The 24,183-nt window shown below is 70.5% G+C and carries 19 protein-coding genes; 3 read left to right on the top strand and 16 right to left on the bottom strand.

Features of this window, described 5'->3' with window-relative positions; translation table 11 throughout:
• Window positions 1-28 precede the first annotated feature (28 nt).
• Window positions 29-928, bottom strand: a complete 900-nt coding sequence (locus IE195_RS20980) for a GDSL-type esterase/lipase family protein (protein WP_191274210.1) — start codon at window positions 926-928, stop codon at window positions 29-31.
• A gap of 87 nt (window positions 929-1,015) precedes the next feature.
• The gene (locus tag IE195_RS20975; RefSeq protein ID WP_191274208.1) at window positions 1,016-1,816 is read right to left on the bottom strand and encodes a fumarylacetoacetate hydrolase family protein; all 801 of its coding nucleotides are present in this window, start codon (window positions 1,814-1,816) and stop codon (window positions 1,016-1,018) included.
• 508 nt (window positions 1,817-2,324) lie between these two features.
• On the opposite strand from IE195_RS20975, the gene IE195_RS20970 reads away from it, so the two are divergent.
• Both IE195_RS20970 and IE195_RS26545 read left to right on the top strand, forming a co-directional pair.
• Window positions 2,325-3,119 carry a DUF3152 domain-containing protein gene (locus IE195_RS20970; protein WP_191274668.1) on the top strand — a complete coding sequence of 265 codons (795 nt, stop codon included), beginning with the start codon at window positions 2,325-2,327 and terminating at the stop codon, window positions 3,117-3,119.
• 196 nt (window positions 3,120-3,315) lie between these two features.
• Window positions 3,316-3,786 carry a Rieske (2Fe-2S) protein gene (locus IE195_RS26545; RefSeq protein ID WP_191274206.1) on the top strand — a complete coding sequence of 157 codons (471 nt, stop codon included), beginning with the start codon at window positions 3,316-3,318 and terminating at the stop codon, window positions 3,784-3,786.
• 70 nt (window positions 3,787-3,856) lie between these two features.
• On the opposite strand, the gene cimA is transcribed toward IE195_RS26545, so the two are convergent.
• The 9 genes from cimA to IE195_RS20920 form a co-directional block, all read right to left on the bottom strand.
• Window positions 3,857-5,467, bottom strand: coding sequence for a citramalate synthase (gene cimA / locus IE195_RS20960; RefSeq protein WP_191274204.1), 1,611 nt, complete (start codon window positions 5,465-5,467; stop codon window positions 3,857-3,859).
• Window positions 5,468-5,821: 354 nt separating this feature from the next.
• Complete coding sequence (locus IE195_RS20955; protein ID WP_191274201.1) at window positions 5,822-6,442, bottom strand: hypothetical protein; 621 nt, start codon at window positions 6,440-6,442, stop codon at window positions 5,822-5,824.
• Window positions 6,443-6,579: 137 nt separating this feature from the next.
• Window positions 6,580-7,695 (bottom strand): branched-chain amino acid aminotransferase, encoded by a 1,116-nt coding sequence (locus IE195_RS20950; RefSeq protein ID WP_191274199.1) that lies wholly within the window; start codon window positions 7,693-7,695, stop codon window positions 6,580-6,582.
• A 203-nt stretch (window positions 7,696-7,898) separates the two neighbouring features.
• Window positions 7,899-8,963: a 3-isopropylmalate dehydrogenase gene (locus tag IE195_RS20945; RefSeq protein WP_191274197.1), complete on the bottom strand. Its 1,065-nt coding sequence runs from the start codon at window positions 8,961-8,963 to the stop codon at window positions 7,899-7,901.
• Between the two features lie 586 nt (window positions 8,964-9,549).
• Complete coding sequence (locus IE195_RS20940) at window positions 9,550-11,181, bottom strand: glycosyltransferase family 2 protein (protein ID WP_191274195.1); 1,632 nt, start codon at window positions 11,179-11,181, stop codon at window positions 9,550-9,552.
• Window positions 11,182-11,197: 16 nt separating this feature from the next.
• Entirely contained in the window at window positions 11,198-12,790 is a 1,593-nt protein-coding gene (locus IE195_RS20935) for a glycosyltransferase family A protein (RefSeq protein ID WP_191274193.1), read from the bottom strand.
• Entirely contained in the window at window positions 12,787-14,616 is a 1,830-nt protein-coding gene (locus IE195_RS20930) for a glycosyltransferase family A protein (protein ID WP_191274190.1), read from the bottom strand. The genes IE195_RS20935 and IE195_RS20930 overlap by 4 nt, the downstream gene beginning before the upstream one ends.
• Complete coding sequence (locus IE195_RS20925) at window positions 14,613-16,466, bottom strand: glycosyltransferase family 2 protein (protein ID WP_191274188.1); 1,854 nt, start codon at window positions 16,464-16,466, stop codon at window positions 14,613-14,615. Before IE195_RS20925 ends, IE195_RS20930 begins: the two co-directional genes overlap by 4 nt.
• Complete coding sequence (locus IE195_RS20920; protein WP_229826351.1) at window positions 16,463-16,825, bottom strand: hypothetical protein; 363 nt, start codon at window positions 16,823-16,825, stop codon at window positions 16,463-16,465. Before IE195_RS20920 ends, IE195_RS20925 begins: the two co-directional genes overlap by 4 nt.
• 59 nt (window positions 16,826-16,884) lie before the next feature.
• Here IE195_RS20920 and IE195_RS20915 point away from each other — a divergent pair, with 59 nt between their 5' ends.
• Window positions 16,885-17,112, top strand: a complete 228-nt coding sequence (locus IE195_RS20915; RefSeq protein WP_191274184.1) for a hypothetical protein — start codon at window positions 16,885-16,887, stop codon at window positions 17,110-17,112.
• 141 nt (window positions 17,113-17,253) lie between these two features.
• Here the strand turns inward: IE195_RS20915 and serA are convergent, their stop codons facing one another.
• From serA to IE195_RS20890, 5 genes are all read right to left on the bottom strand, one after another.
• The gene (gene serA / locus IE195_RS20910) at window positions 17,254-18,843 is read right to left on the bottom strand and encodes a phosphoglycerate dehydrogenase (RefSeq protein ID WP_191274181.1); all 1,590 of its coding nucleotides are present in this window, start codon (window positions 18,841-18,843) and stop codon (window positions 17,254-17,256) included.
• Window positions 18,844-19,404: 561 nt separating this feature from the next.
• On the bottom strand, window positions 19,405-20,400 hold the full coding sequence (gene ilvC / locus IE195_RS20905) for a ketol-acid reductoisomerase (RefSeq protein WP_191274179.1): 996 nt from the start codon (window positions 20,398-20,400) through the stop codon (window positions 19,405-19,407).
• 113 nt (window positions 20,401-20,513) lie between these two features.
• A complete protein-coding gene (gene ilvN, locus IE195_RS20900) occupies window positions 20,514-21,038 on the bottom strand; it encodes an acetolactate synthase small subunit (RefSeq protein ID WP_017589496.1) in 525 nt (174 codons plus the stop codon).
• A gap of 17 nt (window positions 21,039-21,055) precedes the next feature.
• Complete coding sequence (locus tag IE195_RS20895; protein ID WP_191274177.1) at window positions 21,056-22,816, bottom strand: acetolactate synthase large subunit; 1,761 nt, start codon at window positions 22,814-22,816, stop codon at window positions 21,056-21,058.
• 395 nt (window positions 22,817-23,211) lie between these two features.
• Window positions 23,212-24,132 carry an RpnC/YadD family protein gene (locus tag IE195_RS20890; protein WP_191274175.1) on the bottom strand — a complete coding sequence of 307 codons (921 nt, stop codon included), beginning with the start codon at window positions 24,130-24,132 and terminating at the stop codon, window positions 23,212-23,214.
• Between the last annotated feature and the right edge of the window lie 51 nt (window positions 24,133-24,183).

The following is a 24,183-nucleotide window of genomic DNA, read 5'->3' as shown; positions in this document are numbered from 1 at the left end:
GGGGCGCCCCGGGCACCGGGAACACCGGTCAGGTACTGCTCGGCAGCGGCCTCGGGTAGGCCGGGCCCAGACCGAACTCGCGGGAGAGGGCGTCGGCGAAACCCGCGGCGATCTTCAGCTCCCCGCTGTCGGTGGGATGGGTGCCGTCGTAGGTGTCCGAGGCGACGCTCCAGTCCTCGGCCCGGCCCAGGTCGAAGCTGACGACCGGGGACCGCTCCGTGGACATGTCCTCCGCCACCGTACGGAGCATCTCGTTGTACGCGTACACCCGCAGGGCGAAACCCTCGTCCTCGTCCGCCCGAGCGATGGGCAGCGCGTGGGCGAGGAGGATCCGGATCTCCGGGTTGGCCTCACGGGCGCCACCGACGTAGTCCCGCAGCAGCTGTTCCATCTCCTCGGCGGAGATCGGGAACAGCAGGTCGTTGAGGCCGATCATGGCGCACAGCACGTCCGGCCGGTGCGTCCGGACGTCGTCCTCGATCGTGGTGACGGCGTCGGCCAGGGTCCGGCCCCAGCGGGCGTTGTGGTCCTGGTCGAAGTCCGGGTCCCGGTAGTCGACCTCGTCAGGGTCGCCGTCATCGGGTTCACCGCCGGTGAGCTCCGGCGGGATGATCTGTTCGGGGGTGGCGGGCGAGGTGAAGGGCCCGACGAAGTCCAGTCCCTCGACGTGGGGCTGGAGGTGGTTCCACAGGTGGAAGCGCCAGGTCCGGTCACCGTCGGATCCGTGGGTCATGGAGTCCCCCGCCAGCATCACGCGTACCTGTGTCCGGCCGGTGTTCTCGGGCTCCGGGCCGGAGTCTGCGGAGGGGCCCGGGGACGCCGGGTCGACCCTGGTGAGTATCCACAGCCCGGACCCCACCAGTGCCAGAACCAGAGTGCACACGCCCGCGAGGAGGGCGGGTCGGGGGAGGCGGCTGAGTGCGGACAACGGGTGGGACCTTCCGTGGTGGGGTGTGGTGCGGGCCGACCCCGGAGCGGACCGTGCGCGGGAACGCCCGCGCACGGTCGGCCGGGCTCAGTCCCGGGCGACCACCCTGTTGCGGATGGTGCCCAGGCGCTCCACGGTAACGGCGACCTCCTGGCCGACCTCGACAGGGCCCACACCTGCGGGTGTACCGGTCAGGACCACGTCGCCCGGGAGCAGTGTCATGAAGGAGGTGACATAGGAGATGATGCCCGGGATGTCGTGGAGGAACTGTGACGTACGCCCCTCCTGGCGCGTCTGGCCGTCCACGGTCGTGGTGACCGCCAGGTCCTGGGCTTCCTCGATGCTCAGGCCGGTGGTGATCCACGGCCCGATCGGGCAGAAGGAGTCGAAGCCCTTGGCCCGCGTCCACTGCTTGTCCGTCTTCTGGAGGTCGCGGGCGGTGACGTCGTTGGCCACCGTGTAACCCAGGATGACGTCCTTGGCGCGTTCCCGGGGGACCTCGCGGCAGGGCCGGGAGATGACGATCGCCATCTCGCCCTCGTAGTCGACCCGCTCGGAGGCCGAGGGGTAGAAGACCGGGTCGGCCGGCCCGGTGACCGCGGTGGACGGTTTGAGGAAGACGACCGGTTCGTCGGTGGACTCGCCCGTGATGTCCTGCATCTCCGCGACGTGGTCGGCGTAGTTCTTGCCGATGCACACCACCTTGGTGGGCAGGACCGGCGACAGCAGCCGCACGTCGGAGAGCTTGGCCCGCTCACCGGTCAGCTTGATGTCCCCCAGCAGCGGGTGGCCCGTCAACCGCGCGACGAACTCCTCCCCGCTGTCCGTCTCCGTCTCGACAATGCCGAAACCGACCTCGTCACCGGCCGCGAACCGTGCGATACGCACCTGATGCCTCCCAGCAGCCCTGCTTGACTCGCTCTTGCCGTGTGCAGCGTAACGGCGCGAAGGGCGCGACCGGACCCGAGGCGGGGCGGCGCGCGGCGGCCCGCCGGGGCGGGCCGGGGCGCGACGGGGACGGGAGGGCCACGACAAAAGCCCGAAGCCGGGACACACCCTCATTTCCCGGGGCGCCGCCTGGCCCGCCACGGGGGCGATCTCTGGCATGCTGGGGTTCGTTGCACCAAGCCCCCGGGAGCCGCCGTTCCGGGGGTAGGCGGTACCGCTCCCCGGTGAGCGGAGACACTGCCCAGGGTGACCGCCACGACATCCGGTCATCCCGTGGGGGCGCCTCCACCGGCCGCCCCGGCCGGAGCGGCCCCACGGCCGCCGGAAGGGGGCGGAGGCACAGCCTCCCGTACCCGGGCCGGCGGTACCACCGTCCACTGTCGAGAGGTTGAGCCTCGTGCCCGCTTCCGCTCCCCGCGCCAAGCACCGTCGGCGCCGCAGGTACCCCATGGGCCTCGCCCTGGGCCTGTGTCTGGTCTCGGGTGCCTCCGCCGTACTGATGGTCAGCGTGCCCGAGACCGACTCCGCCCCGGGGTCCCCGGCGGAGACCTCGGCCACCGGCCCGGTCAGCGACGGAATCCCCGAGGAGAGCGGGAGCAGCCACCCCGCCACGGGGGAGGAGTCGGCCGCCGGAGCCGCCGCTGCCCCGGGCAGCCCCTCCCCCAGCCCCTCGTCGTCCGAGGAGGAGGCCCCGGTGCTGCTGCGCTCGGTGGAGGAGGAGGTCGACTCCGCCGACGGTGAGATCCGGGTGGTGGACGACGAGAGCGAGGTCATGGGTGAGGGCCCGCTGACCACCTTCGCGGTGGAGGTCGAGGAGGGGCTGCCCGGCGAGGACGGGGACTTCGTGGACGCCGTCGAGGAGATCCTGGGCGACCCCCGCAGCTGGGGCAACGACGGAGACCGGTCGTTCCAGCGGGTGGACGGCGACGACGCCGACATCCGGGTCCTGCTCGCCGCCCCGGACACGGTCGACCGCATGTGCGCTCCGCTGAACACCAACGGGTTCGTCTCCTGCGCCAACGGCAACCGCGCCATCATCAACCAGAACCGCTGGGTGTCGGGGGTCGAGCACTTCGACGACGACCTGGAGACCTACCGGATCTACCTGATCAACCACGAGGTCGGCCACACCCTGGGCCACGGGCACGTGAACTGCCCCGGCGAGGGCGAACCCGCCCCCGTGATGCAGCAGCAGACCCTGGACCTCCAGGGTTGCGAGGCCAACGGCTGGGTCCACCCCTAGGTCCGGTCCGCCGCCGTGTCGCCCCCGGGGCGGTCCCGGAGCGGACACGTCAGCGAATTTCCCGGACACGGGGGGCCTGCGCCGTGTTCCATGGAGACCGGCCCCGTCGGACGGGGCCGTCCGCCGTCCGTGCGGGGCCCGAGGACCCCGCGCGCGAGTCCGCCCCGCTCCGCGCAGGGCGAGAGAGTGAGGCCGCATGTGCGACTGCCGTGACACGCGTTCCGAGACCGTCCTGTCGGAGGTGACCCGGCGCTCCGTGTTCGGGGCCGCCGGAGGCGGGGCCCTGGTGGGGGTGGTCACCGCCTGCAGCGGGGGCGCCGACGGCGGGGCCGCGACGGACGGCGGGAACGACACCGGGGGCGGGGAACCGGGCGGCACGGAAGCGCCGATCGCGACCACCGGCGAGGTCCCCGTGGGGGGCGGCACCGTTCTCAGCGAGCACGAGGTGGTCCTCACCCAGCCCGAGGAGGGCGCCTTCCGGGCCTTCTCCACCAGCTGCACCCACGAGGGATGCCCGGTCGACCAGGTGGCCGACGGGCAGATCCAGTGCCCCTGCCACGGAAGCCGCTTCTCCGTCGAGGACGGCTCCCCCGTCGAGGGCCCGGCGGGGAGCCCCTTGGAGGAGATCCCGATCCGGGTCGAGGGCGACGACATCCTCCTCGCCTGAACCGGCGGGCGGAGAAGGGGCCGCGGACCCCCTCGGAGCTCCGGAGCTCGCAGCGCCGGGCGCCCGGAGGTCAGCCCTGCGGGTAGCCCTGGCGCAGGAGCCCGTAGGTGATGGCCTGCTCCAGCGCGACCCAGGAGGCGTCGACGACGTTCGGCCCCACGCCCACGGTCGTCCACTCCTCGTTGCCGTCGCTGAAGCTGACCAGGATCCGGGTGATCGCGTTGGTGCCCGAGGAGCCCTCCAGGATGCGGACCTTGTAGTCGGTCAGCTCCAGTCCGGCCAGGGCCGTGTAGACGCTCTCCATCGAGCTGCGCAGTGCCCGGTCCAGGGCGTTGACCGGACCGTTGCCCTCCGAGGTGGCGATGACCCGCTCCCCCTTGACCCGGAGCTTGACGGTGGCCTCGGAGAGGCTCTCGTAGTCGCTGGACAGGGGGCTGGTCCCGGCGGTGGGGCGGCGCTCGGTGATGACGCGCCAGGACTCGGTGTCGAAGTAGCGGACCGGTTCCCCGAGCTCCTCGCGCAGCAGCAGCTCCAGGGAGGCGTCGGCCGCCTCGAAGCTGTAGCCGGACAGTTCCAGGCCCTTGACCCGCTCCACGACCCGCCCGGACAGGGCCTTGTCGCCGGACAGGTCCAGCCCCAGCTCCTGGGCCTTGAGCTCGATCGAGGCGCGCCCGGCCATGTCGGAGACGAGCATCCGCATGCGGTTGCCGACCAGTTCGGGGTCGGTGTGCTGGTAGAGGTCGGGATCGACCTTGATGGCCGAGGCGTGCAGCCCCGCCTTGTGCGCGAAGGCCGACACCCCCACGTAGGGCTGGTGGGTGTCGGGGGCGAGGTTGACGATCTCGGCGATGGCGGTGGCCACGCGGGTCATCTCGGCCAGGCAGCCCTCGGGCAGGACCTCGTGGCCCCGCTTGAGGGTGAGCGCGCCGACCACGGAGAAGAGGTTGGCGTTGCCCACGCGCTCGCCGTAGCCGTTGGCGGTGCACTGGACGTGGGTGGCGCCCGCGTCCACCGCGGCCAGGGTGTTGGCGACGGCGCAGCCGGTGTCGTCCTGGGCGTGGATGCCCAGGCGGGCGCCGGTGGCCTCCAGCACCTCGGTGACGACCCGGGTGACGTCGGCGGGGAGCATGCCGCCGTTGGTGTCGCACAGGACGACCACGTCGGCGCCCGCGTCGGCGGCGGCGCGGACCACGGACAGGGCGTACTCGGGGTTGTGGTGGTAGCCGTCGAAGAAGTGCTCGCAGTCGACGAACACGCGCTGCCCGTGCTCGCACAGGTGCGAGACGGTGTCGGCGACCATGGCGAGGTTCTCGTCGAGGGTCGTGCGCAGGGCACGTTCGACGTGTCGGTCGTCGCTCTTGGCGACAAGAGTGACGACCGACGCGCCGCTGTCGCGCAGTGCGGCCACCTGGGGGTCGTCGGCGGCCCTCACACCGGCCCGGCGGGTCGCGCCGAAGGCGGTGAGTCGCGCGTGCTCCAGCGTGAGCTCTTGTGAAGCCCGCTGGAAGAACTCGGTGTCCTTGGGGTTGGCCCCGGGCCATCCGCCCTCGATGAACGCCACCCCGAAGTCGTCGAGCAGCTTCGCGATGGCCAGCTTGTCGGAGACCCGGAGGTTGATCCCCTCGCGCTGGGCTCCGTCGCGCAGCGTGGTGTCGAAGACGTGGAAACTGTCGTTCCTCATGGGTGGGACTCCCGGTTGATGCTGTGTGTGGCGGGCCCGGCCAACAAAAAAGACCCCTCGTGGACACGAGAGGTCAGCGCGCTGGCAGGGTCCGGTTTCTTCCCTGCGGTACGCGGGAAGTCGTCAGCCAGCGCGCCCCAAAATAATGAGTACCTGGGACAGCATGTGGTCAGTGTGCCACACGGGTGGCGGAGAGACGCAGTTCGGAACCCATATGTCTCACACTGCGAGATGAAAATTTCTCAGAACGGACAAAAGTGCAGCCCGGAACCCAGAAAGCGGTGAGGGCCGCCCGGGGGTTCCGGGCAGCCCTTCGTGTTTCGCGGGACGTGGGCCGGGGGCGGTTGTCAGGGGCTACCGGGCGTCGGGGGCCACTTCGAGGAACTCCGAGTAGTCGGGCTCGGGCACCTGCACCACCGCGTCGGCTTCTTCGGCCTCCCGCAGGGCGTCGAGCTCCTCCTGGGTGATCTGCGGTTCCATCGGCGGGCGCTCCTGCGGGGTGTTGAGCATCTCCTCCAGGATCTCCTCGCGGGGGTCGACCCAGCCCGGGTCCCCCTCGGAGAGGGCTCCCGGGGCTCCCCCGCCGGTCTCGGGGGGCGTGGAGCCGCCCGGACCCTGTTCCCCTGAAGCCTGCTTCGGGGGGTCCGCGGCGTGCTCGGCCGCCTGCTCGCCCTCGGCCCCCTCCGTGTCCCGGGGCTCCTCGGACCCGGCAGTACCGGTCAGCGGGGTGGTACGGCGTTCGGAGGGACCCTCCTCCTCGTCCTCGGCCACGCTCGGGGCCGGGCTGGGCGGGGAGAGGGCGGCGGCCACCTCGGTGGCGGTGAAAGCCGCACCGCCCACCACCAGGCCGACGGAGGCCACCAGGGCCACCCGGGCCGGCCAGGAGAAGGGGGTGCGGGGCGCGGTCGTCTCATCCGCCGCGGGGGCGGCGGGTTCGTCGCTCCCGGGGACGGGGGAAGCGGTGGGTTCGGGCACGGAGGGCTCCTCGGGGGAAGGGGATGACGGGGGGCACGGAGCGGGCCGGAGCAGGATATCCAGCGGACAGGACGCACGGAGGGCCGCCGCCGGGTTCTCCGGCGGCGGCCCCTGTGGAGCCTTCGGCCCCTGCGCTCCTAGAAGCGGGTGATCCAGCCGTGCTTGTCGCTGCGCAGGCCGGTCTGCAGGCCCACCAGCTCCTCGCGCAGGCGCATGGTGACCGGACCGGGCTCGCCGTCGCCGACGGTGAACTCGCCCTCGTCGCTCCGGACCCGACCGACCGGGGTGATCACGGCCGCGGTGCCGCAGGCGAAGACCTCGGTCATCTCACCGGACTCGGCGGCCGCCTTCCACTCCTCGATCGACAGCGGCTTCTCCTCCGCCGGGATGCCCAGGTCGGGGGCGAGGGTCAGCAGCGACTCGCGGGTGATGCCCGGCAGCAGGGTGCCGGTCAGCGGGGGCGTGCGCAGACGGGCGTTCTCCCCCTCTCCGAACACGAACCACAGGTTCATGCCACCCATCTCCTCGACCCAGCGGTGCTCGCGGGCGTCGAGCCACACGACCTGGTCGCAGCCCTTCTCGACCGCCTGGGCCTGGGCGAGGAAGCTCGCGGCGTAGTTGCCCGCGAACTTCGCGGCGCCGGTGCCGCCCGGGGCGGCACGGGTGAAGTCCTTGGACAGCCAGACCGTCACCGGCTTGACCCCGCCGGAGAAGTAGGAACCCACCGGCGAGGCGATGAGCAGGTAGACGTAGCTGCGCGAGGGGTTGTTGACCCCGAGGCCCACGTCGGTGGCGACCATGAACGGCCGCAGGTAGAGGCTGAAGTACTCCTTGGTCGGAACCCATTCCCCGTCGTGCTCGAGCAGGAGCTCGATCGACTTGAGGAAGAGCTCCTCGGGCAGCTCCGGCATGGCCATCCGGGCCGCGCTCCGGTTGAAGCGGGCCGCGTTGGCCTCCGGGCGGAACGAGGCCAGTGAGCCGTCGGGGTGGCGGTAGGCCTTGAGCCCCTCGAAGATCTCCTGGGCGTAGTGCAGGGAGGCCGTGGCCGGGTCCAGGCTCAGCGGACCGTACGGCTCCAGCTTGGCGTCGTGCCAGCCCTTGCCCTCCGTGTAACGGATGCTCACCATGTGGTCGGTGAACACCTGACCGAACCCGGGGTTCTCCAGCAGTGCCTCGCGCTCCTGCGGGGTCTTCCGCTGGTCGGAGAGCTGGATGTCGAACGTCAACCCAGTGGTGGTGGTGTTGTTGTTCATGTTGTCGGTGGTCCTCTCGGGTGCAACGGGTCGGCAGCGCCGCCGACCTGGGATCCAGTGTGTCGGAAGAGCGCCCCCGGTGCCAGACCGGAGCCGGACGGACAGCGGGCGCGCCGGAGTGTCTCCAGGCGCGCCCGATGGTGGTCACCGCCGGCTCCCGCCGTCGGCCGCGCCTCGGAGGGGCAGGGCCGACGGTGGTCGCGTCAGCCCTGCTCGGCTACTCGTGCGGCGAGGTCGTCGCCGATCTGGGAGGTGGAGCGGACCGCACCGTCCTGGGCGCGGGTCTTCAGGTCCGCCGAGACCGCGTCCTCGATACGGCGCGCGGCCTCGGGCACCCCCAGGTGGTCCAGCATGGTCGCGGCCGAGAGCACCGTGGCGGTCGGGTCCGCCTTGCCCTGGCCCGCGATGTCCGGAGCGGAACCGTGGACCGGCTCGAACATGCTGGGGAAGGTTTTGTCCGGGTTGATGTTACCGCTCGCGGCCAGGCCGATGCCTCCGGTGATGGCGGCGCCGATGTCGGTGATGATGTCGCCGAACAGGTTGTCGGTGACGACCACGTCGAAGCGGCCGGGCTGGTTGACGAAGAACATCGCGGCGGCGTCGACGTGGCAGTAGTCCACGCTGACCTGCGGGTACTCGACCCCGACCTCCTTGACGGTGCGCTGCCACAGCTCGCCGGCGAAGGTGAGGACGTTGTCCTTGTGCACCAGGGTCAGCTTCTGGCGGGGGCGTTCCGCGGCCTTGGCGAAGGCGTAGCGGACCACGCGCTCGACACCGAAGCGGGTGTTCACGCTGTCCTGGGTGGCGATCTCGTGCGGGGTGCCCCTGCGCAGGACCCCGCCCGCACCCGCGTAGGGGCCCTCGGTGCCCTCGCGCACGACCAGCATGTCGATGTCCTCGGGGGCCACGCCCGCCAGCGGGCTCTCCACCCCGGGGTAGAGGCGCACGGGGCGCAGGTTGACGTAGTGGTCGAAGTCGAACCGCAGGCGGAGCAGCAGGCCGCGCTCCAGGACGCCGCTGGGGACGGACGGGTCGCCGACCGCGCCCAGGAAGATCGCCTCGTGCTGGCGCAGTTCGGCGGCGACCGAGTCGGGCAGCGTCTCACCGGTGCGGTGCCAGAGCCTGGCGCCCAGTTCGTACTCGGTGGTCTCGATGGCCAGGTCGTACTGGGAGGACGCGGCCTCCAGCACCTTGAGGCCTTCGGCGACCACCTCGGAGCCGATCCCGTCACCGGGGATGACGGCCAGTTTCACGGTGCGCGCTGCCATACGGACTGCCTCTAACTCAGATGTGACCCCACCATGGCTTCTCAAATGGCGAGATCAGATGAACAGTAGGTGAGACAACTGTACCGGCCTCCGGGGACCGCCACCGCCGCCCCACCTCCCGTCCAGGACAAAGGGACGCGAACCGCCCTCTAGTCGCGGCGGTTGATCGCGTCCTGGAGAGCGCGGGCGATCTCGTCCTCGGAGTCGGGCGTGGACGGGTACTCGATCATGTCGTACATGTGATCCTCCGGGTGCGGTACGTGACCGGCGGCGCGTAAGAAACAGCCGCGGAGCTCAGGAAACGAGAGGCCAGACCGCGGGGCCCGGTGGTCCCGGGCGGCGCGCTGGCCGCGTGGGCGGCGGTGGCCACGAAAGAGGACTGCCCGCCCCGGCGCGGACCCGGTGGGGCCGACGAAGCGGGAAACGGCGGCATCCGGCGGTGGAGCCGATGCCACTGACTCTTAGGACGACAGAATATCGGATGTCCAACTATCTGGCCAGGATATCTCACCCAGCGAGACAGATTGGCGTTTTCGCAGTTCACAGCGGCGCAAGCAAAGCGACCTAACGGACTAATCGCCCGAGTTCACCTCCGGGGACCCCGCGTGCCGCTCCGCAGACCACAGAGCAGCAGCCACCCGCAGCGCCCCTGTGTCAGCGCCCGGATCCGCCGCTCCCACCTGTCGGACTCCTTCCGCCAGCGCTCCGCGTCCCGCTCAGCCTTGCGCATCTTCCTGTGCCAGCCCTTCGGCGGCCTCTCCCCGTCCCCGGCGAGGACCTCGGAGCGGTCCAGCACGTGGACGCCCCACAGTTCGGCCACGGCGGCGTCGCGGTCCGCGGCCCCCGCCCCCAGGTGCCGCGCCCTGGCGAAGGCCGCCGTGCGCTCCAACCGCAGGGGGTGGGGCCGTCCGCCCGTACCCGGCACCCTGACGAGCCCGGCGCCCTCCCTGTCCGCCGCCCCCGTCAGGGAGCGCACCGCGCTCCGCCTCGGACGCACCCCGGGCGACAGCAGCAGCCGGAAGGGGACGTCCGGATCGGGCTCCGGCTCGGCCCCGGCGAAGACCACCCTCGGCTCGCACCGGTAGTTCTCGTGAACCAGCCGCACGTCCACCGCCGGATCGTCGATCGTGGCGTACCGCCCCGGCACCACCAGCCGCCAGTCGCCCACCAGCGTGATCCGGATATCGGCCACGTCACCGGCCAGCAGCCCGTCCACCGTTTCGGTCACGTCGTCGAACCGGCGGCCGACGGTGTCCACCACCACGTCGACGAAGGGCACCTGCCAGGTCCGCCCGGGGGCCCTGCGGCGGGTGCCCAGCCGGGGCAGCCGGTTCTCCGCGAAGGGGCGCCGGTAGCGCGCCGCCTCCTCCCGGCGCCGCTCCGTCGTCGGCCGCCCCAGGTGCAGGCCGTCAGCAGCACGCTCGGGGACGAACACCGCCCCCCGCTGGGAGAGCCGGTACCCGAGTTCGCTGTCCTCTCCCATGACCAGATCCGGCGACGTACCGCCGGCGGCCTCGAACAGTTCGCGCCGCACCGAGGCCGTGGCCCCCGTGAACACCTCCCAGGCCCGGTGCCCCGCAGACCGCAGATCGTCGGTCTGCGCCAGCACCTGGGCGATCCACTCCATGTGGGCCGAACCCCGGTCCAGGAGATCGGCCGTCTCCGCCCTGCGCACCCGCTCGTACACCCGGTCCGGGGCGAGACCGGTGCCCGGGTCCTCGCTGAACACGACCCGGCCCATGACGACGAGGTAGTCGGCCAGGTGATGCCAGCGCATCTGCGCCTCGACGTGTCGGCGGCCGATGACCATGTCGGCGTCCAACCGCAGTACGACCGGTGCCGCGCAGGATGCCACCCCCGTCCGTACCGCGTGCCCCGGCCCCCAGCCCTGTTCCGGGGCCAGGACCAGTCGCGTGTGCTCCGGACGGATCGGTGGCAGCCGCAGCGCCGGATCACTGCCGTCGTCCACCACCACGACCTCCATCAGGTCACCGGGGTAGCTCTGCGCCGCCAACGAGGCCAGGGTCAGATCCAGCTTCTCCTGCCCCCCGTAGGCCGGGATCACCACACTCACCGACAGCTCAGGCTCCCACTCCCCCAACAACGGCGGCTCCAACACCGAAAAATCGTTGCGGCGCAGCCGGGGCTGCCCACCGGGGCTCCCTCCCTTCGGCACCCCGAAAACGGCCCCCGTGCCCCATGCGTCATTGCTCACCATGCGCTGCCCCTCGCCCTCAACCGATCATCCGGCACAGGAACCGACCGGTGCGGCTCCTGGTCAGCCAGCGGAACCGGCTCTTCAACCGTTCGGCCCGGGCCCGGTGCGACTCAGCCCTCGCCTGTGCCCGCTCCAACAGCACTCTCCAGTCCCGCGGGGGCTCCTCCACCTCTTCCTCCGGGGTGAACAGCACCGACTCGCCGTCGATCCAGTGCACCCCGAAGACCTCGTCCACCACGGTCTCCAGGTCGGCCTCCCCGGCCCCCAACCGCCGGGCGCGGGCGAAGGCCGCCGTGCGCTCCAGCCGGGGCCCGCCCAGGTCGTCACCGGGCGCGGTGGCGCGTACCAGCCCCGCGTTCGCCTCGTTCGCCTTCGCGATCATCCGGCGCACCCCCTGTGGGGCCGGTGCCTGACCGGGACCGAGCAGCAGCCGGAAGGGCACCTCCGGGTCCGGTTCGGGCTCGGCCTCCACGAACTCCACCCTCGGTTCGCAGCGGTAGTGCTCGTGGAGGAGCCTTACGTGCACCGCCGGGTCGTCCAGGACCGCGTGCCGCCCGGGTGTCACCCGCCACCACTCGCCCACCAACCGGATCCGCAGGTCGCACACCTCACCGGTCAGCAGAGCGTCCACCGTCTCCGCCACCTCGTCGAACCGGGCCCCCGTGGCGTCGAGCACCGCGTCGACCCGCGGCACCTCCCACTGCCGCCCCGGCAGGGCCCGGTGCTCCCCGATGAGGGGGAGCCTGTTCCCGACGAAGGGACGGCGGAAACGGGCTCCGTCCTCCCTCCGGCTCTCCATCTGCGGGAGGCCCAGGTGCCAGCTACTGGTCTCCAGCTCGGGGACGAAGACCGCCCCGTTCTGGGCGAACCGGTACCCCAGGTGGGTGTCCTCGCCCAGAACCAGTTCGGAGGCGGCCCCACCCGACTCCTCGAAGAAGGCGCGACGCACCGATCCGGTGCCGCCGATGAAGTAGTGGAACGCCCTGTGATCGGCGGCACGCAGACCCTTGGTCCGCCTGTAGGCGCGGCGCAGCCACCCGAGTTCCTCACCCGGCCCGTCGACCAGCGCCTCCGGCTCCCCCCGTCGCACCGCGTCGAGTACCCCGGCCGGATCCAGCACTCCGGGCTCGTGGTCGACACAGCGCAGATCGCCGGTGACGGCGAGGTAGTCGGCCAGGTGGTGCCAGCGCATCTGCGCCTCGACGTGCTCCCGGAAGGCGATCATGTCCGCGTCGAAGAACAGCAGCACGTCTGCGTCGGAGGCCGCGGCGCCGGAGTTCACCGCGTGTCCGCGCGCCCAACCGCCGGGCAGGCTCGGCACGATCCGGGCGTGTTCGGGGCGGATCGGTGGCAGCCGCAGCGCCGGATCACTGCCGTCGTCCACCACCACGACCTCCATCAGGTCACCGGGGTAGCTCTGCGCCGCCAACGAGGCCAGGGTCAGATCCAGCTTCTCCTGCCCCCCGTAGGCCGGGATCACCACACTCACCGACAGCTCAGGCTCCCACTCCCCCAACAACGGCGGCTCCAACACCGAAAAATCGTTGCGGCGGATGAGCGGGCGCGGGGCGGACAGCGTCCGCACGGGTCCGCCCTGGACAAGCGTCATCGGTCGCTCCCGTGTGCCGTCGGGTCAGATGTCGTCGTGCCCGGTGCCGTGGTCGGCACGTCCCCGGGGTCGGACTCCAGTAGCGCGCTGGGACGCCAGCCGCGCCACTGGCGCTGGGGCTCCCTCAGGAAGTAGCCGGACGCCTCGCGCCAGGTGTGGCCCGTCCTCCTGCGGCGGATGACAGATCCCAGACCGTGGGTCCGATAGATCGAACCGCCCATGTCCCGCACGTCGTCGAGGAGTGCGTTGTCCTCCCCGAGCCCCATCGGACGGAAGCCGCCGACCTCCTCCAGGACAGTGCGGTCGGTCAGCATCGCGGCGCCGGTCACGTGCCGGACGAAGCGTTCCGAGGGGACCGAGCGCCGCACGGTGAGACCCAGATGTTCCAGGTGGTAGTACTCCGTCGCGCAGCCGGCCAGGTCAGCGCCGGAGTAGCGGCGGGCCAGCACCAGATCCGACAGGTGGTCGGGCCCGTACCAGTCGTCGTCGTCCATCTTCGCCACCAACGAACCACCCGCCCGCGCGATCGCACCGTTGAGCACCGAACCGAGGACCAGACCCTCCCCCGGCTCCCACACCACCAACTCCCGGCCCGGAGCCCGGTAGGCATCGACCGCCTCCGCCACCCCCGGAGCGTCCAACCCGAAGCCGTGCAACGCCAGCACCAACTCCACGTCCACACCCCGCTGCCGCGCCACCTGCCGCAACGCGAACCCCACCATCTCCGGCCGCCGAGTACACAACACCACCGACACCGAAGGCTCCACCGGAGCGCCGGGACCGGAGCGGTACCACCGTGTGCGCTGCCCGTGCAGCCGCAGCGCCGCCCGCCGCAACCGGATGCTGTGCTCCTCCCGCAGCAGTTCGTCGGCGAGTTCCTCCTCGCGCGACCACGAGAGAAGGTCGTGGAGTTCCTCGCCCAGCGGTCCCGCCCACATCGGCGGTCGGGCGCCCATCAGGGGGATCCCTGCCGCGGCGAGTCCGGCCACCGCCCGCACCGCCGCCACCGGCCCACTGTGCCGACCCCACTCCACCCGCACCGCACGCAAATCACGCAGCGCAGCCACATCCACATCAGTCACAGCACCGTCATCCGGCACCCGCCAACGCACCCCGCCACCCACAACCAACACCCACCGGCCACCACGCGAAACCAACCGCCCCACCTTGGCCCCGGACCCCCGCCTGAACCCCATCGGATTCACCACCCGCTCATCCACCGCCGGAACATCGTCCACCGACAGACGAGGGGAGGCCGTGGCCCCGCTCACCGCTCCCGGCTCGCCCAGACGCCGCCAGGACAGGGCGGTCACCGACCGGCCCTCCGTACCGGACTGCGCGGGTCCCGCCGGGCTCCGGCGACCCCCCACCAGTCCGCGTGCCACCGCCGCCAGCACCTCCGCCGTCTCGATCGGATCGGTGAAGGCGAACTCCCACAGCCAGCCCCCGTCCGGGAGACGGCGTGTCCGCGAGCCCAGCAGCCCCTCCCACTGCCCCAGGCCCGGCGGCGAGGGTAGGGGCGGGCCTTGGCGCGGGGCGGCGTCCAGCACTGCGACCGCGATCCCGGCCGCCGAGGGGAGCCCGCTGTTCAGAGGGACGGCCGCGCGCAGGTCGGCCGGGGTCGCCGCGACGAGCACGACCAGGTCGACCGTCCGGTCCGGCCCTCCGTCCGTCCCGGCTCCATCCGGCCCCAGGTCCCGAGCCCGGACCCCGGCCACCCGGGCCACCTCTTCGACGACCCCGGCGGTGCCCGGCCCCATGTGGCCGACCAGGGCCGTCCGTGCTCCGTGCGCCCGCAGCGCACCGGTCAACAGCGTCTCGATCACCGCGCCGCCCCCACCGTGCGGATCCGCCCTTCGCCGGGTCCGGCCAGATCAGTCCAGGTACCGGCCAGCGCGGTCGGTGGCAGGTCCTCGGATGCGGGTTCCAGCAGTGCGCTGGGCCGCCACCCGGGGAGCTGCCGCTGCTCGCACAGCCGTAGGAAGTAGCCCGCGTCGACGCCCCAGGTGTGCCCGGCCGCCTTGCGCCGGAGCACGTAGTTGCAGCCGTGTCCGCGGTGGATACGGCCGCCCATGCGCTGGACCGCTGCCAGCAGGAGGGTGTCCTCGGACGTGGGTACGGGTTGGAAGCCGCCCACCTCCTCCAGTGTCCGGCGGTCCATCAGCAGCGTGCCCCCGGCGGACTTGTGCCACAGGGCATCGGTGGTCCCGGTCAGGCGCACGGTCCGGTCGAGGGGTTCCAGGTAGACGAAGGAGGCAATGGTCCCGGCCAGGTCGGCGCCGGAGTAGCGGCGGGCCAGCACCAGATCCGACAGGTGGTCGGGCCCGTACCAGTCGTCGTCGTCCATCTTCGCCACCAACGAACCACCCGCCCGCGCGATCGCACCGTTGAGCACCGAACCGAGGACCAGACCCTCCCCCGGCTCCCACACCAGGAGGGAGCGTCCGCTCCGCCGGAAGTCCGCAACCGCCTCCGCCACCCCCGGAGCGTCCAACCCGAAGCCGTGCAACGCCAGCACCAACTCCACGTCCACACCCCGCTGCCGCGCCACCTGCCGCAACGCGAACCCCACCATCTCCGGCCGCCGAGTACACAACACCACCGACACCGAAGGCTCCGGGGGCACCGGTGTGCCCTGCCGGGCCGCGAGACAACGGGCCCGCGCGTGCCGCCCGTGCAACCGCAGCGCCGCCCGCCGCAACCGGATGCTGTGCTCCTCCCGCAGCTGCGGGTCAGCCATCCGCCGTTCCTCGGCGGAGGCGACGAGGTCCGACAGTTCCCCGCCCAGGCACCGGGCCCATCCGGGTACCGGACCGCTCACCAGGGGGATCCCTGCCGCGGCGAGTCCGGCCACCGCCCGCACCGCCGCCACCGGCCCACTGTGCCGACCCCACTCCACCCGCACCGCACGCAAATCACGCAGCGCAGCCACATCCACATCAGTCACAGCACCGTCATCCGGCACCCGCCAACGCACCCCGCCACCCACAACCAACACCCACCGGCCACCACGCGAAACCAACCGCCCCACCTTGGCCCCGGACCCCCGCCTGAACCCCATCGGATTCACCACCCGCTCATCCACCGCCGGAACATCGTCCACCGACAGGTCCAGCAGCGTGCCGCACCCGGCCAACGCGCCGGGGCTACCCATCCCCTCCCAGGTGGGGCCGGCGGCCACGGGAACGTCCGGGACCTCCCGCCGTGGCGCCGCCTGGTCCCGTCGGCCGCCCACCATCCCCTGGGCCACCGCCCGGAGGACCACCTGCACCGCCACCGGATCGGTGAAGGCGAAGGCGCACGACCACCCTCGGTCCGGCAACCGGCTCACCTGGAAGTCGAGCAGGCCCTCCCACTGCCCCAGCCCGGGGACCACCGGGAAGGGCGGTCCGCTGTGCGGGGCCGAGGCCGCGACCACCACCCTGACGTCGGCCACCGGCGGCAGCCCGCCGCTCAGGGAGACAGCCGCCCGCAGGTCCGCCGTGGTCGCCGCGAGGACGGCGACACCTGTGACGGGGCCCTCGAAGGTACGCCCGGCCGCGCTCCGCAGATCGACGACCTCGGTCCGCGGCTCCCGGCGGGCGGGATCCGGAGCCGTACCCGCTCCGATGTGGCAGAGCAGGAGGCTCCCCGGCCCGCGGGCCCGGAGGGCCTCGGCCAGGGCCCCGTCCGTCACGAGGCCGCCCGTGCGGGGACCGAAGCGCTTTCCATCACCTGGACGTCCGACACCCTTCCCCCGGGGTCCGTGCGCAGCTCGGACACCGACTCGGCCACCGCGTCCAGCCGATCGGCCAGGTCGTCGGCCCGGCCGAAGAGCTCGGCCCGGTTCTCGCCCGCGATCTCGGCGACCTCACGCAGCTGCCGGTCGAAACCGCGGCGCAGCTGCCGCATCTGGACGCTGGTACGCCGGATCTGGACGGCCAGGAGCAGCACCAGCCCGCAGAGCACGGTCAGTAGCAGGAGTTGCGCCGCCGACCACACGTCGATCAGGCGGTAGGCCAGCAGCAGGCCGAGCGCCCCGGACACAGCGATCACGGGAACGGTGGACAAAAGGACGTTACGCCGCCGCAGGAATCGCATTGCAAACCTCATCCATGTCGATGTGGGAACAGCGTTCCACCGAAATCAGGAACACGCTCACAGGACACGGTGCAGACGTCGTTGTTTACCAATATCTGACCGGCTCCAACCAGGCCAGTGCGACAAGAGGGAAAGGATCGGACCCGGAAAAACGCATCGCATTCAATATGACAAAAGCGAAAGTCGACCCTTCCCGAAGTGCGAAGAATCGGGAAAAACAGGCCTTTTGCCGAAGGATCTGAAAATTCCGTGACCCCCGAGCACCGCGAAGTCCGCCGACGACGTCACGGGCCGCCCGGAGGAGGCACACCGAACACACTGAGGCCCCGCGCCCCACCGGCTGGTGCCGCGTGGGTCACGGGGCCCTGCCCCCGGAGGGGCTCCTAGTCCTCCAGGTCGATCTGACGGGCGATCTCCGCGTCGATCTCGGCGGAGATCGAGCCGAGGATCTCGTCCGGCACCGCGGAGTCGACGGTCAGGGCGATCAGCGCCTTACCGCCCTCCTGGTCCCGGATGACCTGCATTCCGGCGATGTTGACCTCGGCGTCGCCGAGCAGCGCACCGACCTTGCCGACGATGCCCGGACGGTCCTCGTAGGAGAGGAAGACCATGTGCTCGGCGAGGCCGATCTCCATCGTGTAGTTGTTGATCTCCACCAGCTTCTCGGACTGGCGGGGACCGGTCAGCGTGCCCGACACGGACACGCGGGTGCCGTCGGCCAGGACACCGCGCACGGAGATCAGGTTGCGCCAGTCGCTGCTGTCGTCACTGGTGACCAGGTTGACCTCGACACCGCGCTCCTTGGCGAGCAGCGGAGCGTTCACGAAGGTCACCGTGTCCTCGACCACATCGGTGAACACACCCTTGAGCGCGGCCAGCTCCAGGACCTTGACGTCGTGCTGGGCGATCTCGCCGCGCACCTCGACGTCGATCCGGGCGGCGAGCGCGCCGGCGAGCGAGGTGAACACCCGGCCGAGCTTCTCGGTCAGCGGCAGCCCCGGCTTGATCTCCTCCGCGACACCGGTGCCCTGCACGTTCACCGCGTCCGGAACGAACTCGCCCGACAGGGCCAGCTTCACCGACCGAGCCACCTGCGTGCCCGCCTTCTCCTGCGCCTCGGTGGTGCTCGCACCCAGGTGCGGGGCCACGACGACGTTCTCGAACTCGAACAGCGGGCTGTCCGTGGTGGGCTCCTTGGCGAACACGTCGATGCCCGCACCGGCCACCCGGCCGTCCTTGAGCGCCCGGTACAGCGCGTCCTCGTCGAGGATGCCGCCGCGTGCGGCGTTGATGACCCGAACCGAGGGCTTGACCTTGCTCAGCGCCTCGTCACCGATCAGGCCCAGGGTGTCCTTGTTCTTGGGCAGGTGGATGGTGATGAAGTCGCTGCGCTCCAGCAGCTCGTCCAGCGTCACCATCTCGACGCCGATCTGCGCGGCGCGGGCGGGCTGCACGAACGGGTCGTAGGCGATGACCCTGGTACCGAAGGCCAGCAGGCGCTGGGCGACCAGGGCGCCGATCCGGCCGAGGCCGACGACACCGACGACCTTCTCGTAGAGCTCCACACCCGTGTACTTGGACCGCTTCCACTCACCGTTGATGAGGGCGTTGTGCGCGGGGGCGGTGTTGCGCGCGCTGGCGAGGAGGAGGTTGATGGCCTGCTCGGCGGCGCTGATGATGTTGGAGGTCGGGGCGTTGACGACCAGGACGCCGGCCTTGGTGGCGGCGTCGACGTCCACGTTGTCCAGGCCCACACCGGCACGGGCGACGACCTGGAGGCGGTTGGCCGCGGCGACCGCCTCCGCGTCGACCTGGGTGGCGCTGCGGACGATCAGGGCGTCGACGTCAGCCAGGGCCGGAAGCAGCTGGGACCGGTCGGCGCCGTCCACATGGCGGACCTCGAAGTCGTCTTCGAGGAGCGCGATTCCGGCGGGAGAGAGCTTTTCCGCGACGAGTACGACGGGTTTGGTCACAAAGGTTCCTTTACGGGTGGTGTGACCCGTTCGCGCAGGTGGAGGCGCTGCCCGAACCGGGTCTGACGGCCGGTCAAAAGTCTACTAGCGGGGTAGGGAAGCCTGTCGGGCGGATTGGGCGTAGCCGCCAGGGTCATCCTCCGCGCGAACGCCGTCGGGACGGGGCACACGCCCCGCCCCGACGATTCTCCCACCGGCCTCGGCCGGTGGGGGTGTTCCTGTCACCTCAGCCCACAGGGGGAGTGCCCCCGCTCACCTCAGCCGAAGAGGGTGTTCCCGCCCCCTCGGCCGAAGAGAGCATTCCTGCCCTCTCAGCCACAGCAGGTGTACCTCCCCGCCCGCCTTCACCCCAGGGGGTGTTCCCTCGTTCGGGCGCGGGAGTGTTCTGCAAGACGAGTCAAGCCGCCAGCGAGGAACGAGCCAGGCGCAGACGAGGATGAAGAACACCTCCCCTCAGGCGCCCGAACACGGTCCGAAGCGCCAGCGGAGGACCAAAGCAAGCAGGAACACGGGCCGAAGCGAAGCGGAGGCCCCAGGCAAACACAGCGGAGGCCCAAAGAACTACGCCTTCAGCCAGCTCATCAGCGGACGCAGCTCGGAGCCCACCTTCTCGATCTGCTCGTTCTGCTCGGCCTCACGGCGCTTGGTGAAGGTCGGCTGACCGGCGTCGAACTCGTCCATGAGCTCCTTGGCGTAGCTGCCGTCCCGGATCTCACCCAGGATCTTGCGCATCTCCTCGCGGGTCTGCTCGGTGATCAGGCGCGGGCCGCGGGTGTAGCCGCCGTACTCGGCGTTGTCCGAGATGGACCAGTTCATCTTGGAGATGCCGCCCTCGTACATGAGGTCGACGATCAGCTTGAGCTCGTGCAGGCACTCGAAGTAGGCGATCTCCGGCTGGTAGCCCGCCTCGACCAGGGTGGCGAAACCGGCCTTGACCAGCTCCTCGGTGCCACCGCACAGGACGACCTGCTCGCCGAAGAGGTCGGTCTCGGTCTCCTCGGTGAAGGTGGTCCTGATGACGCCGGCCTTGGTGCCGCCGATGCCCTTGGCCCACGACAGCGCCAGGTCCCAGGCCTGCCCGCTGGCGTCCTTCTCGACCGCGACCAGGCAGGGCACGCCGCGCCCGGCCTCGTACTGGCGGCGGACCAGGTGGCCCGGGCCCTTGGGGGCGACCATGGCGACGTCGACGCCCTCGGGGGCCTCGACGAGGCCGTAGCGGATGCTGAAGCCGTGGCCGAAGAAGAGGGCGTTGCCCGCTTCCAGGTTGGGCTCGATCTCCTGGGCGTACAGGTCGCGGTGGATGTGGTCGGGGACCAGGATCATGATGACGTCGGCCTCGCGGGTGGCCTCCGCGGGGGTGAGGACCCGCAGGCCCTCCTCCTCGGCCTTGGCCCGGCTCTTGGAGCCCTCGGCCAGACCGATCCGGACGTCCACTCCCGAGTCCCGCAGCGACAGCGCGTGCGCGTGGCCCTGGCTGCCGTAACCGATCACGGCGACCTTCTTGCTCTGGATGAGCTCGAGGTCGGCGGCGTCGTCGTAGTACATCTGTGCTGCCACTTGGGGTTGCTCCTTGTTTCTCACGTTCTTTGGGGGCGGGGGGCCGGCCGTCCGGCCGTGTCCGGACAGCCTTTCAGTTCGAGCTCAGCTCGGTGTCATCTTCGGGTGACACCTCAGGCGCTGCGGTCGACCGCCCGAAGGGAGCGGTCGGTGATCGAACGGGGTCCCCGTCCCAGGGCGACCAGCCCTGACTTCACCAGTTCCCGGATACCGAAGGGTTCCAGGTTCTTGACCAGGGCATCGAGCTTCTCGGGGTCGCCGGTGGCCTCGATGACGACGACGTCCGGGCTGACGTCCACGACGTGTGCGCGGAAGAGCTCGGCCGTCTGAAGCACATGGGTGCGGCTCGACGCGTCGGCTTTGACCTTGACCAGGAGCAGCTCTCGCTGCACCGACGCGGTGGTGTCCATCTCCACGATCTTGACGACGTTGACCAGCTTGTTGAGCTGTTTGGTCACCTGCTCCAAGGGGTGGAGGTCGCAGTTGACCACGATCGTCATCCGGGACAGTCCGGTGTACTCAGTGGTGCTGACACTGAGCGAGTCGATGTTGAACCCACGACGGGAGAAGAGGGCTGAGGCTCGGGCGAGGATGCCCGGGGTGTCCTCGACCAGAACGGAAAGCGTGTGACGGCTCATGGTGGTTCGGCCTTCTCCTAGTCCTGGTGTTCCCAGTTCGGCGCCATGTCGCGCGCGTACTGGATCTTGTCGTTGCTGACGCCGGGGCCGACCATGGGCCAGACCATGGCGTCGTGGTTCACGGTGAAGTCGACGACGACCGGGGCGTCGTTGATCGCCATGGCCTTCTCGATGGTCGCGTCGATGTCCTCGGGGCGCTCGCACCGCAGGCCGACACAGCCGTACGCCTCGGCGAGCCGGACGAAGTCGGGGATGCGGACCTTCTCGTCCCTGGGCGAGGTCTGCAGGTCCGTGTTGGAGTAGCGGCCCTCGTAGAACAGGGTCTGCCACTGGCGGACCATGCCCAGGTTGCCGTTGTTGACCACCGCGACCTTGATCGGGATGCCCTCGATCGCGCAGGTGGCGAGCTCCTGGTTGGTCATCTGGAAGCAGCCGTCGCCGTCCACGGACCAGACCGTGCGGTCGGGGTCGCCGACCTTGGCGCCCAGGGCTGCCGGGACGGAGAAGCCCATGGTGCCGAGGCCGCCGGAGTTGACGAAGGAGCCGGGGCGCTCGTAGTCGATGAACTGCGCGGCCCACATCTGGTGCTGGCCGACGCCCGCGACGTAGGTGGCCTCGGGGCCGACGACCTGGCCCAGGCGCTGGATGACCGCCTGCGGGGACAGGCTGCCGTCGTCGGGGGTCTCGAAGCCCTTGGGGTAGGTGGTGCGGAGCTGCTTGAGCCGGTGCCACCAGGCCTCGTAGTCGCCCTGGCGACCCTTCTCCTGGTCGGAGCGGACGGCCACGACCAGGTCGGCGAGGACCTCGCGGCAGTCGCCGACGATGGGCACGTCCGCGTGGCGGTTCTTGGAGATCTCGGCCGGGTCGATGTCGGCGTGGACGATCTTGGCGTCGGGGGCGAAGCTGTCCAGCCGGCCGGTGACGCGGTCGTCGAAGCGGGCTCCGAGGGCGACGATCAGGTCGGCCTGCTGGAGCGAGCCGACCGCGGCGACGTCGCCGTGCATGCCGGGCATGCCCACGTACTGCGGGTGGCTGTCCGGGAAGACGCCGCGGGCCATCAGCGTGGTGACGACGGGGACACCGGTGAGTTCGGCGAGGACGCGCAGCTCGGCTGCGGCCCCGGCGCGCAGGACGCCGCCGCCGACGTAGAGGACCGGACGCTTGGCTTCGGCGATCATCCGGGCGGCCTCACGGACCTGCTTGCCGTGGGGCTTGGTGACCGGGCGGTAGCCGGGCAGTTCCAGGCGCTCGGGCCAGACGAAGTCGGTGACGTTCTGGAGGGCGTCCTTGGAGATGTCGACGAGCACCGGGCCGGGGCGGCCGCTGGAGGCGATGTGGAAGGCCTCAGCGATGGTGCGGGGGATGTCCCGGACGTCCTTGACCAGGAAGTTGTGCTTGGTGATCGGCATGGTGATGCCGCAGATGTCGGCTTCCTGGAAGGCGTCGGTGCCGATCATCGGGGAGGCGACCTGACCGGTGATGGCGACCATCGGAACCGAGTCCATGTGGGCGTCGGCCAGGGGCGTGACGAGGTTGGTGGCTCCGGGGCCGCTGGTGGCCATGCACACGCCGGGTCGGCCGGTGGCGTAGGCGTAGCCCTCGGCAGCGTGCCCGGCCCCCTGCTCGTGGCGCATGAGGATGTGGCGCACCTTGGCCGAGTCGTAGAGGGGGTCGTAGGCGGGGAGGATGGCGCCGCCGGGAATCCCGAAGACAGTGTCAACGCCGACGTGCTCCAGGGACCTGATCAGCGATTGGGCGCCGGTCATCTGCTCGGTCATCTCAAGATCCTTCAGCGAGGGTCCAGAGCGGTACAGCAGCTCTGGGGATGGTGGTTCCGGTTCTCGGCCTTGGTGCGGCAATAAAAAAACCCCCACCGCCCGGTGGCGGTTGAGGGGTGGCGCGCAGCAGAAGAAACTCAGTGGGCTGCGCGCCGACCAAGTACGAGAATCAGGGAGTTGCTCTGCACGCTGACAACATTGGCCGACGGAGCGGTGGCCCGTCAACCAGAACTTAATAATGTCTCACCAGGTGAGACCAAAATGTCAGCATGCGGTGAGACCTCCTCAAAGAAGACCGTCCTGACCTGCACATACAGCAACAGAACCCCCGCCTCGTGTAACGCAGAACACGTGACAGGGGTCTGACGTTTCATTCGTAAGCAGGACTTAACAACTCATGCCGGCTGGTCCTCGAAGAGTTCCCCGACCCGCTCGACGTCGACGGACCTGCGCAACCAGGCGTCCAACACGGCGATGTCGGTCGTACCGGTGATCCGTTCCCGAGCCGCCTCGGGTACGTCGATCCCCCTGGCCTCCAGGAACCCGAGAAGCGCCTCGACACGCCCCTCGACGCGCCCCTCGACACGCCCCTCCTCACGGCCCTTGGCCTCACCCTCCCGGAAGGGGCGTCCGATCATCTCGGTCCTGAACTCGTAGTCCTTCAGCTTCATCAGCTTCTCCAAAGATCCGCGGGCCGTGGCCGACAGAGCCGCGATCACATAGTCAGAGTACAGCGAGGAGGACGAGCCATCGAGGCTTTTCAGGGCCATGAGCAGCGCATCCAACGCCGCCTCGTCCTCGGTCGGGTTGTTGGCGAGAGCAAGAATGGTCAGTATCGGCCGGGAGGCGGCCGCCTCCGGGTCCGTGACGGGCGTGAGGGTGTCCAGCGCCAGCACCAGTGGACGAACCTCCCCGCAACCCAAGTCGATCACCCCGGAGAAGTAGCCGGCCAGCCCCGAGGTGGGGGTGAGCACCAGGAGAACCACCGGGCACTTCAGGCGGAGGCGGGTGTTGGCCACGTAAGCGGGCCAACTGAGGAACCTGTGGTCGTCCCTGCCGTTCTGGGGCTCGACGATGATCCCCAGGACCGGAACCGGATCCTCCCCCTTCTCCCAGGGGTGGGACGGACGTTCGCAGACCACGACCGAGTCCGAGGTCAGGCAGTTGAGGGCCGTACTGGTGGCCTCGGCCGCGTCGCAGCGCACGCGGGTGTACTCCGGCAACGGCTTACCGGTGATCTCCTTGAGGAGTTCGACCGCGGAACCCGGATCGTTGCGGATCAGGTCGAGGGGGAACTCGTGTTCGAGCGAAGGCATACCGGAAAGTTAGCGAACGCACCATCATTTCCGCAGGTGAACGCCGCTGTA

The sequence above is a fragment of the Nocardiopsis terrae genome (assembly GCF_014651695.1).
GTDB classification, from domain to species: domain Bacteria; phylum Actinomycetota; class Actinomycetes; order Streptosporangiales; family Streptosporangiaceae; genus Nocardiopsis; species Nocardiopsis terrae.
The sequence above is the reverse complement of the archived record's forward strand: the minus strand, read 5'-3'. Positions and strand labels throughout refer to the sequence as shown.